The sequence below is a fragment of the Rheinheimera sp. genome (assembly GCF_036568245.1).
Taxonomy (GTDB): domain Bacteria; phylum Pseudomonadota; class Gammaproteobacteria; order Enterobacterales; family Alteromonadaceae; genus Alishewanella.
This window is the reverse complement of record NZ_DATCSY010000176.1, coordinates 1-9,254: the sequence shown is the minus strand read 5'-3', so window position 1 is coordinate 9,254 and position 9,254 is coordinate 1. Positions and strand designations below refer to the sequence as shown.

General features: G+C 50.3%; 9 protein-coding genes. 2 read left to right on the top strand and 7 right to left on the bottom strand.

Features of this window, described 5'->3' with window-relative positions:
- Positions 1 to 468 (top strand): NAD(P)H-dependent glycerol-3-phosphate dehydrogenase (locus VIN66_RS07900; protein ID WP_331923469.1); only part of this gene is annotated, 468 nt, incomplete at its 5' end.
- A 1-nt stretch (position 469) separates the two neighbouring features.
- On the opposite strand, the gene VIN66_RS07895 is transcribed toward VIN66_RS07900, so the two are convergent.
- From VIN66_RS07895 to VIN66_RS07875, 5 genes are all read right to left on the bottom strand, one after another.
- Positions 470 to 2,308 carry a GGDEF domain-containing phosphodiesterase gene (locus tag VIN66_RS07895; protein ID WP_331923468.1) on the bottom strand — a complete coding sequence of 613 codons (1,839 nt, stop codon included), beginning with the start codon at positions 2,306 to 2,308 and terminating at the stop codon, positions 470 to 472.
- An 82-nt stretch (positions 2,309 to 2,390) separates the two neighbouring features.
- Positions 2,391 to 2,858: a tRNA (uridine(34)/cytosine(34)/5-carboxymethylaminomethyluridine(34)-2'-O)-methyltransferase TrmL gene (gene trmL / locus VIN66_RS07890; protein WP_331923467.1), complete on the bottom strand. Its 468-nt coding sequence runs from the start codon at positions 2,856 to 2,858 to the stop codon at positions 2,391 to 2,393.
- Positions 2,859 to 2,895: 37 nt separating this feature from the next.
- Positions 2,896 to 3,909, bottom strand: coding sequence for an alpha/beta fold hydrolase (locus VIN66_RS07885; RefSeq protein ID WP_331923466.1), 1,014 nt, complete (start codon positions 3,907 to 3,909; stop codon positions 2,896 to 2,898).
- 29 nt (positions 3,910 to 3,938) lie between these two features.
- Positions 3,939 to 5,303, bottom strand: coding sequence for an ATP-binding protein (locus tag VIN66_RS07880; RefSeq protein WP_331923465.1), 1,365 nt, complete (start codon positions 5,301 to 5,303; stop codon positions 3,939 to 3,941).
- Positions 5,300 to 5,995: a response regulator transcription factor gene (locus tag VIN66_RS07875; protein ID WP_331923464.1), complete on the bottom strand. Its 696-nt coding sequence runs from the start codon at positions 5,993 to 5,995 to the stop codon at positions 5,300 to 5,302. The genes VIN66_RS07880 and VIN66_RS07875 overlap by 4 nt, the downstream gene beginning before the upstream one ends.
- A 137-nt stretch (positions 5,996 to 6,132) precedes the next feature.
- On the opposite strand from VIN66_RS07875, the gene VIN66_RS07870 reads away from it, so the two are divergent.
- Positions 6,133 to 6,591, top strand: coding sequence for a Spy/CpxP family protein refolding chaperone (locus VIN66_RS07870; protein WP_331923463.1), 459 nt, complete (start codon positions 6,133 to 6,135; stop codon positions 6,589 to 6,591).
- A 35-nt stretch (positions 6,592 to 6,626) separates the two neighbouring features.
- On the opposite strand, the gene glnG is transcribed toward VIN66_RS07870, so the two are convergent.
- Together glnG and glnL are read right to left on the bottom strand one after the other, a co-directional pair.
- Entirely contained in the window at positions 6,627 to 8,036 is a 1,410-nt protein-coding gene (gene glnG, locus VIN66_RS07865) for a nitrogen regulation protein NR(I) (protein ID WP_331923462.1), read from the bottom strand.
- Between the two features lie 4 nt (positions 8,037 to 8,040).
- Positions 8,041 to 9,117: a nitrogen regulation protein NR(II) gene (gene glnL, locus VIN66_RS07860; RefSeq protein ID WP_331923461.1), complete on the bottom strand. Its 1,077-nt coding sequence runs from the start codon at positions 9,115 to 9,117 to the stop codon at positions 8,041 to 8,043.
- Positions 9,118 to 9,254 lie beyond the last annotated feature (137 nt).

Sequence of the window (9,254 nt, the reverse complement as noted above, 5' to 3'; positions counted from 1 at the left end):
CCCGACTTTATTGGTGTTCAGCTTGGCGGAGCGGTCAAGAACGTGATTGCCATAGGTGCTGGTATGGCCGATGGTATTGGCTTCGGTGCGAATGCGCGTACGGCTTTGATCACGCGGGGGCTGACAGAGATGTGCCGTCTTGGCTGCGCAATGGGCGCCAAAAAAGACACTTTCATGGGCATGGCCGGGCTTGGTGATCTTGTGCTGACGTGTACCGACAACCAGTCACGCAACCGGCGCTTTGGTCTGTTGTTGGGGCAGGGTAAGGCAGTCGACGAAGCAATGAGCAGTATTGGCCAGGTCGTAGAGGGGTATCGTAACGCCAAAGAAGTGTACAACCTGGCGCAACGTGTCGGCGTAGAGATGCCCATAACTGAGCAGATTTACCAGGTTCTGTATCAGGGGAAAGACGTTAAACTGGCCGCATTAGATCTGCTTGGCCGCGAAAAACGTGATGAGGTAAGCTGATTTAGCTTACCTCTTTTCGTAACAGTTTGTTTTCTCTGGCAAGAAGTGCTGGAATTTCTGCTGCTGGTAGCGCTTTGCTGAACAAATGCCCCTGCAGAATGTCACACCCCATCACATGAAGTAAGTACGCCTGCATTTCGTTTTCAATACCTGATGCAATGACATCCAGCTGTAAATAGGATGCCAGCCTGATAAGGCTGGCGGTAATGTTACGCTGTTGCTCGTTGTGTTCCATGTCTTTGACAAAGGCTGGCGCTATTTTCAGACCATGTAACGGAAAGTTCTGCAGTGCCGACAACGATGATACACCTGTGCCAAAATTATCCAGGGTCAGATGAAAGCCCAAAGCAGTAAGTTGCAGCAGTTTTTTCTCGGCAGAAGAGTCCGGCTGCAGCAGGATATCTTCATGTAACTCCAGTTCGAACTGATCTGCGTTGATGCCTGATTCAGTCAACTGTGCAGCTAACTGTTCGACAAAGTCATTTTGTTTAAAACTCTCTATGGCGACATTCAACGATATGCGGCCCCGATTCATTCCTGTTTGCTGCCAGTACTGTAACTGGTCACAACACTTTTTAAATACCAGTTTGTCCAGCTGGACACTAAGCCCGGTGTCATCTGCAATGCTGATAAAATGCTGTGGCATCAAGGTACCCCGCTTAGGACTATGCCACCGCAGCAGCGCTTCATAGCCGATGACACGGTTACTCGCGATGCTTATTCTTGGCTGATAATAAACATCAAATTCGCCTTGCAACAGGGCTTTTTGTAACTCCGTTTCAAGGGCCAGATATTCGGGGGCTCTTTGCTGAATACTGACATTAGCAAATTGTAAGCCGTTGTGGCCCATGCGGGCGGCATATTGCAGAGCGGTTTGCGCAGCCAGCAGCAGTTCCGCAGGGTTTTTGCCGTCGGCGGGATAAATACTAATACCAACGATAGTCTGAAAAGCCTTTTTGTTGCCGGTGGGGGTTATTCTGTCGGTCAGCGACAACAACTTATAACCAAGCCGGTTAAGGTTAATCTCTGGCTGGCGCAGGTTACACAAATGCGGCGGCACTATTACGGCGAAAGTATCAATGCCATAGCGCCCCAGAATATAGCTATTGTTGGTCATCAGTTTTAGCTGTTCGCTCAGCGGCTGGAGCAGGTTTTGCAGCGACTCTGCCGGTTTATCACTTTGTGCAGTTAGTAACTTACTAAACTTTAACAGTAATAAAGCAAAGCGGGGTTGATGTTCATTGCTGAAGTCTATGCAAGTTTGCAGGTGTTCAGTTAACAAAGCCTGGCTTTGTAATCCAGTTTGCTGATCACGCATATGGCCATGTTCGGCTTGCTGTTGCAGTAACTGCCACTGGCTTACATCCCGGCCTATAAGCAAATAGCTTTGCTCATTTTGTTGCTGTGGGGTGATAGCCAGTGACAGTGCTATACTGCTACCGCTGGCCACTTTCAGCCAGGCTTCGCCCTGCCAGTTCTGAGCCAAGTCCAGCTTTGGCAGCAATAACTGGGTACATTGTCTGTCGAGATAAAGAGGGAGCTGTTTTACATCTGTCAGTTTATCGGACAACTGTGGATTCAGATAAACAGCCTGGCGTTCACAGTTGAGAATTGCAATCACATCGTCAGACTGCTGTAAGAAGCGTTGCAGAGTCTGCTGCTCGCTTAATAGCAAAGCGTTGCTGCGCTGCAGTTTCCGGCTATATATTGTCAGGGCAACCACTAGCAGCAGCAAACAAACTAATGGGATCCCAGAAGTCCATAACAGGTCCGCAGTACTGGCATAAACAGGCACAGCACAAATCAACCCAGCCATCAGCAACCAGCTTAACGGGCGCATAATTATCAACATCCTTGTGATCAAGCTCGACGCTGTTAAATATAGTTGTATTTAGCAGCTTTATGCAACCGGAGTAAGTTTTTTAACTCCTGGCTCCGCTGTAATCCAGTTGACGCCATGACTCATAAACGAAAACAGCAACGGCATTAGATAGGTTCATTGAACGGCTGTTAGCAGTCATCGGAATTCTCAGCCAATGCTCTACTGGCAGTTGCTGCAGGACATCGCCCGGTAAACCGCGACTTTCCGGCCCAAATATCAGGGCATCACCAGTTTGGTAATGTACATCACTATGTCGTGTTTTACCTTTAGTCGTGCAGGCAAACATCCTGGCTGGTTTAACAGTCGAGATAAAATCAGCGAAACCGGCATGACGCTGTACCTGAGCGAACTCATGATAATCAAGCCCTGCACGCTTTATCCGCTTATCGTCCCAGGCAAACCCCAACGGTTCGATAAGATGCAACATATAACCTGTGTTTGCACACAGGCGAATAATATTACCGGTATTGGGTGGAATTTCAGGTTCAAATAGCACGATATGCAGCATAGTTTACTCCGTTCAGACAGCCGTCAAGTGTACCAAATCATTGCGCGGGCGGCAGCTGAGCGAGGAAATTATTCATTGCGCTGATAGCTTGTTGTCTGATGCTGTCTTGTTCCATGAAAATTTCATGTCTGGCACCTTGCAGCACAAGCTGTTGGTGCGGCACCGTAGCAGGAAGGTGCTGGAACCAGTTATTTTGCGCGTGGTTACTGACCACTTTATCGCTTGCTGCCTGCAGCAGCAAAACCGGCGTGTGCCATTTGACAGCGTTTTGCTGCACTCTGCGCATTGCATAAATGGCCGCTTTGACCCAGTGCGCAGTCACACCACCCAGTTGAGCGTCCGGGTAGTCGCGGTAGAGCTGATTCAGCCATTGATAGCGCTGTAAGCAGGTGGTCAGAGGATTGTTGGCGAAGTCTTTTTCACGATAGTTACCCTGGCCGGGGAAATACCAGGGGGTTTTGCTGAACCTTTGATTCAGTGCGCCAAATGCCAGCGCTATTGCTTCTGCAACACTGGCTGGTACCAGTCCTGTATAGATGCCAAACATAGGTGACGCCAGAATGGCTGCCTTAAAAGGGTGAGGATGTTGCAGATACCCGGCCAGAATAGCGCATCCCATAGAATGCCCCAGCGCGACATGGCTCTGGTGCCCGGTTGGTAGCACTATTTGCTGCACAAACTGCGTAAGGTCCTGTTCATATAAACTGAAGTCACGGATATACCCCTTATGCGGGTTGGTAAGCTCGCGTTGTGACAACCCCTGGCCGCGGTGATCCAGCAAAAATACACTATAACCGGCCTGCACCAGATCAAAGCACAGCTCTGCATACTTAGCTGCCATTTCCATTCTGCCACTACTAATTACAACAGCGTGCGAGGCACCTTCAACCCTATGATATACATAGTGCAGTGCAATACTATCACTGCTGGTCAGTGTGCCTGAGTGCATGTTCTGCCAAAATGGCTTTAACTGACTTAACCAATGATCAGCTAAGCCATCAGCGTTGTTAAGCGGTTTGATTATCGGGAAATCGGCAGTTATCGCGGCCAAAATATACTCTGCAATATTGTATAAAGCAGTTAGTTTACCGGTAAGCGCAAAGTGATACAAAGCCCGCCATCAGGGTTATTGTCCGCCCGCACCTGACCACCGTGTTGGCGTACTATCTGTGCTACGATTGCAAGCCCGAGCCCTGTACCGCCGGTATTGCTGTTGCGGCTGTTTGATACCCGGTAAAAAGGTTCGAATACCGCCTCCAGTTGCTCTGGCGCAATACCCGGGCCCTGATCACAGATAGTGAGCTCCAGCTCGTCTGAGCGTTGCAGCAAATGAATATCAATCCGGCTCGCGGGCGGGCTGTATTTTATTGCATTGCGTAAAACATTCTCGACAGCTCTTGCCAGCAGGCGGCTGTCTGCGTATATCTGGATGCCTGATGTGGCATGAAGGCTGATTGTTTGCTGCCTGGCGTCCGCCTCAACCTGATTTACCTCAATGATGTCTGTTAACAGCTCTGGCAGGTCAAATGGTTGTTTAAGTAGCTGATACTGTCCCGCATCCAGTTTACTGAATGTTAAAAGTTCATCAAGCATTGCATCCAGCCTGTCCAGCTCTTGCTTCAACCGGGGCACTTGCTCCAGATTTTGCTGCCGTTCGGCCAAGCCAAGTGCCAGCTGCGCTCTGGCGAGTGGCGAGCGCAATTCGTGCGATATATCGCGCAGCAGGCGTTGCTGGTTGGTCAGTAATGCACCGATCCGCTCAGCCATAGTATTGAAACTGCGCCCCAGTTGGCCGAGTTCATCCTGACGTTTGCTAAGATTTGTGACCCGGCTCTGTAATTGTCCGTCAGCAAACTGCAGGTTACGTTGCAACAGTTCACGCAACGGGCGCGAAATAGACACCGCCAGGATAAAACTGGCAACGGCAGAAACTAGTAAAGTCAGGCCCAGTAAGACATGCTGTGGCATCTCGCTTAGTCGCCACCAGGGCTGGGGTGGTCGCGCTCTTTTCTGATATAACGCCAGGGTTTCACTGCCCAGCTGCAACACAAAAGGGCCAGCCAGTGACATGTTGTGATGTTTTAACCAGCGCGGCCGTGACAGTTGCGACAGCTCGGTTAACCAGTGCTGGTCAAAATCCCGCGGTAGCAGCTCAGGTGTCATTACTGTATTGGTGTCGGCATTAACCAACAGCCAGCGGCCGGGTCTGTCTTGCTCCAGTCTGGCCAGTAATTGTTGGCTGTCGGTGCTGTTGGCAAATTGCAGCACTTGCTGTTGCAACTGTTGGATAACGCTATGAGGTAGCCGGCGGATCTCAGTCTGCTCAACCAGTGCGCGCGACAACGCCAGCGTGCCGAACACTGCAATCAGTAATACCAGCCAGAACCAGAGAAAGATGCGGCCTGCCAGATAATGAAACGGGTTTAATCTGCTCAGCCAGCTCATACATCTCCCGTCAGAAACAAGTAGCCACTGCCACGCAGTGTCTGAATTTTTTCATCGGCACAATAAGCGGCTACTTTCTTGCGGATATTGCTGACATGCATATCCAGACTGCGGTCATACATTTGTAGCCGCTTCCCCAGCACTTCACGGCTGAGTTCATCTTTAGTCACCACTTCGCCGGCGCGGCGCATTAATAGCTCAAGCAATTGAAATTCGGTAGCCGTAAGGCTTACCTGCTGACCGTTGCATTGCAGCTGCCGGTTATGCGGATTAAGCTCAAGGCCATTTACTGAAAGCACAGTATTTTGCCCTGATTGTGGTGTTCTGGTTAGCTCAACGCGGCGTAGTATGGCTTTAATTCTGGCTACCAGCTCACGTGGATTAAAAGGTTTGGCCAGATAATCATCGGCACCCAGCTCTAAACCTACTATGCGATCTACATCGTCACCGCGCGCCGTTAGCATTAAGACCGGACAATACCGGCCACTGCGCAGCTCTTTAAGTACTGACAAACCATCCATTCCCGGCAACATAATATCCAGCAGGATAAGCTCAAAGTCCCCTGCCTGCGCCAGTGCCAATCCCTGTTTGCCATCATGAGCTGCTGTAAACTCATAACCATCCAGCGCCAGATACTCGGCGACAAGCTCAGTCAGGCCGGTATCATCATCTATCATCAGAATTGCAGGCATAAACACTCCTTCTTTGCGCTGAGTTTACCTAATGTCAGCATTATGCAGTACACCTTTACGGAATCTTTACCCGGGCTTTGCGCTGCTTTGCATATGGTGTTTTAAGCTTAAGCTGTCTCAACACAGGAGAGTATCCGATGAAACTAGCTAAACTGATTTTCGCACTGAGTATCATTACTGCAAGCAGCCTTTCAGGCAGCGTTATGGCACATGAACATAAAGCCGCCAGACATGATGGTGCTCATCATGAACGACATTTGCCAATGAAGCGCATGCTGGCAGGGCTGGATTTGACGGACAGCCAGCGTGAGCAAATCAAACAGTTAACGCAACAGCAGCGTGAGGCGTTTAAACGCGAAGGGCGTGACAATGCTGCCCATCTGCAGCTGCAGGCGTTATTAATGGCTGAGCAGTTTGATGAAAGCGGCGCCAGACAATTACTGGAGCAGCAACAGCAGCAAGCCGTAGAAAAAAGGCTGACGATGCTAAAGCTGCAGCACCAGGTATTGCAGGTGCTGACGGAAGAACAGCGCCAGCAACTGACTGAAAAACAGCAGAAGTGGCAACAGAAGAAGTTGCAGCGGCAGTCTTCTTAAATCGTGTTAATACACTACGGGTAGCGGCAATGCCGCTACTCTATATTCAACTCTTTGAGCTTACGTGTCAGTGTATTACGCCCCCAACCAAGCCGCTTTGCGGCTTCCTGCTTATGGCCATGGGTAAAATGCAGCGCCTGTTGTAACACTGTGCGTTCAAATTCAGGCCCGGCCTCTGCCAATATGTTTTCTTCGCCGGCGTTAAGTTTATGGCTGATCCAGCCCGCCAGCATATCCTGCCAGCTGCCGTCTTTCTGACTGACAGACGAAGAGCTGCTTTTCGGGGGAGTGGTCAGCTCGGGTGGTAAGTCTGTTACCACTATATGTTTACCACTGGCCATTACAGTCAGCCAGCGGCAAGTGTTCTCCAGCTGACGCACGTTGCCTGGCCACTCAAGCTGGGTCAGGAACTGTTCAGCTTCTTTCGTAAGTATTTTTGCTTCAACATTCAGCTCTTTCGCTGCCAGCTGCAAAAAATGCTGTGCCAGTTTGGGTATATCCTGTTTACGCTCTTTCAGCTGCGGCAAATGTACTCTGATAACATTCAGACGGTGGAATAAATCCTCACGGAATTTACCCTCGCTGACCAGTTGCTCCAGGTTCTGATGTGTCGCTGCAATGATTCGCACATCTACGCCAATAGCCTGATGGCCGCCTACGCGGTAAAACTGGCCATCGGCCAATACGCGCAATAAGCGCGTCTGCACATCAAGCGGCATATCGCCTATTTCATCAAGAAACAGGGTACCGCCATCGGCTTGCTCAAACCGGCCTTTACGCAGGTTGTTGGCACCGGTAAAAGCACCTTTTTCATGGCCGAATAACTCTGACTCAATCAGATCTTTAGGAATAGCAGCCATGTTTAAGGCAATAAACGGGTGCTCCGCACGCGGGCTGTGTTTATGCAGTGCGCCGGCAACCAACTCTTTACCTGTACCGGATTGCCCATTTATCAGTACACTGATACTGGAACGGGCCAGACGGCCAATGGCCCGAAATACTTCCTGCATCGCAGGCGCCTCGCCAATGATCTCCGGCGACAGCGTCGGTGCAGCGGATTTATGTTTAGGTTGCCTTGCCATCGCATGTTCAAGGGCCCGGCTAATCAAGGCCACTGCATCATTGACATCAAAGGGTTTGGGCAAATACTCAAAGGCGCCCCGTTTAAACGCATTGACGGCACTGTCCAGATCGGAATGGGCAGTCATGATGATAACCGGTAGTTCAGGCGCCAGTTCCTGCAGTTTGCTCAACAGTGCCATACCGTCGGTGCCCGGCATCCGGATATCTGACACCACCACGGCAGGTTGATCGTATTCCAGCCGTTGCAGCATCAAATCTGCAGAAGCATAGCTCTCGCATAAAATATCCGCCCGGGCCAGGGCTTTTTCCAGAACCCAACGGATGGAATTGTCGTCATCAATAATCCAGACAGTATGACTCATCAGTTCAATCCTCAGTGTCTGCAATAGGCAGGTATAAAGTAAATTCGGTGTGGCCTGGCCAGCTGTCACAGTCTATCCAGCCACCATGTTGATGGATAAGGGTTTGCGCAATCGAAAGCCCCAGACCGGTGCCGCCGGCTTTGCCACTGACCATAGGGTAAAACAGAGTATCTTTTATCTCTGCCGGTATGCCTGGGCCATTGTCGATAACCCTGATCAGTGCAACCAGTTTATAGCGTTTGCCATGCAGGGTATGCTGATGCAGTACTCGGCTTTGCAGGCTGATAACCGGGTTGTCGGTTTGGTCAAGCGCTTGCTGGGCATTACGTACTATGTTTAGCAGTGCTTGCTCTAAAAGCTCCGGGTCGAATGCAAAATCCGGTATGCTCGGATCGTAGTCCCGGTTAAATTGTACTTGTCCCGGATTATCCATAATAGCCAACTGACGCACCTGTTCTATCATCTGGTGCAGGTTGCTACGGGTTCTCTGGGCCGGTCGATAGGGGCCGAGCAGACGATCAACCAGGTTCCTTAACCGATCCGCCTGAGCGATAATCAGTTGGGTATACTCGGTCAGCTCTTCAGGTAAAGACTCTTCCAGCAGTTGCGCGGCACCACGCAAACCACCCAGCGGGTTTTTTATTTCGTGAGCCAGACCTCTTATCAGCTCGCGCGCGGCCAGGTGCTGATGCTGTTGCAGGCTTTCAAGACTGATCTTACGCTGCTGGTCTACCTGCCGCAGCTCCAGCAACAAGTGTTCTGCCGGTGTTTCACAAAGCGTTACTGAAATATCCAGCAACAGATGACGACCGTCAGCCAATACTGCCTGTACATCACTGACACCAAAACCCTGTTTACTGCTTAATGCGCCGATAAAGTGTTGCGCTGTAATATCGCAGTGCAAAAACAAATCCGGAAAGTACTGCTCGCTGAGGCGTTTCTCGCCCAGCCCCAGCACAGCACAGCAGGCAGTATTGAAATAGCGTATGTTCAGCTGCGCATCGAGCAGCATGATGGCAGTCGTTAAGTGTTCGCTGACATGGGTGTGCAATTGTTCTGTGCTTATCACTGTATTGGCCACTGTTTTATCCTTTGCACCAAACTGGTGCGTAGCTAAAACAGTGTAATTCAGCTCAGACTGAATTGCATAGCGTATGCACTAATTTGGTGAAATTACCGAAGCTCTATGTAAATAGAAGGTCGTTACAGGACTCGTTG

What these genes read in the sequence shown, in the direction of transcription:
- trmL (WP_331923467.1), bottom strand. Translation starts at nt 2,858, where the DNA reads ATGCTGCATATCGTGCTATTTGAACCTGAAATTCCACCCAATACCGGT.
- VIN66_RS07875 (WP_331923464.1), bottom strand. Translation starts at nt 5,995, where the DNA reads ATGCCTGCAATTCTGATGATAGATGATGATACCGGCCTGACTGAGCTT.
- glnG (WP_331923462.1), bottom strand. Translation starts at nt 8,036, where the DNA reads ATGAGTCATACTGTCTGGATTATTGATGACGACAATTCCATCCGTTGG.
- VIN66_RS07895 (WP_331923468.1), bottom strand. Translation starts at nt 2,308, where the DNA reads ATGCGCCCGTTAAGCTGGTTGCTGATGGCTGGGTTGATTTGTGCTGTG.
- VIN66_RS07880 (WP_331923465.1), bottom strand. Translation starts at nt 5,303, where the DNA reads ATGAGCTGGCTGAGCAGATTAAACCCGTTTCATTATCTGGCAGGCCGC.
- VIN66_RS07870 (WP_331923463.1), top strand. Translation starts at nt 6,133, where the DNA reads ATGAAACTAGCTAAACTGATTTTCGCACTGAGTATCATTACTGCAAGC.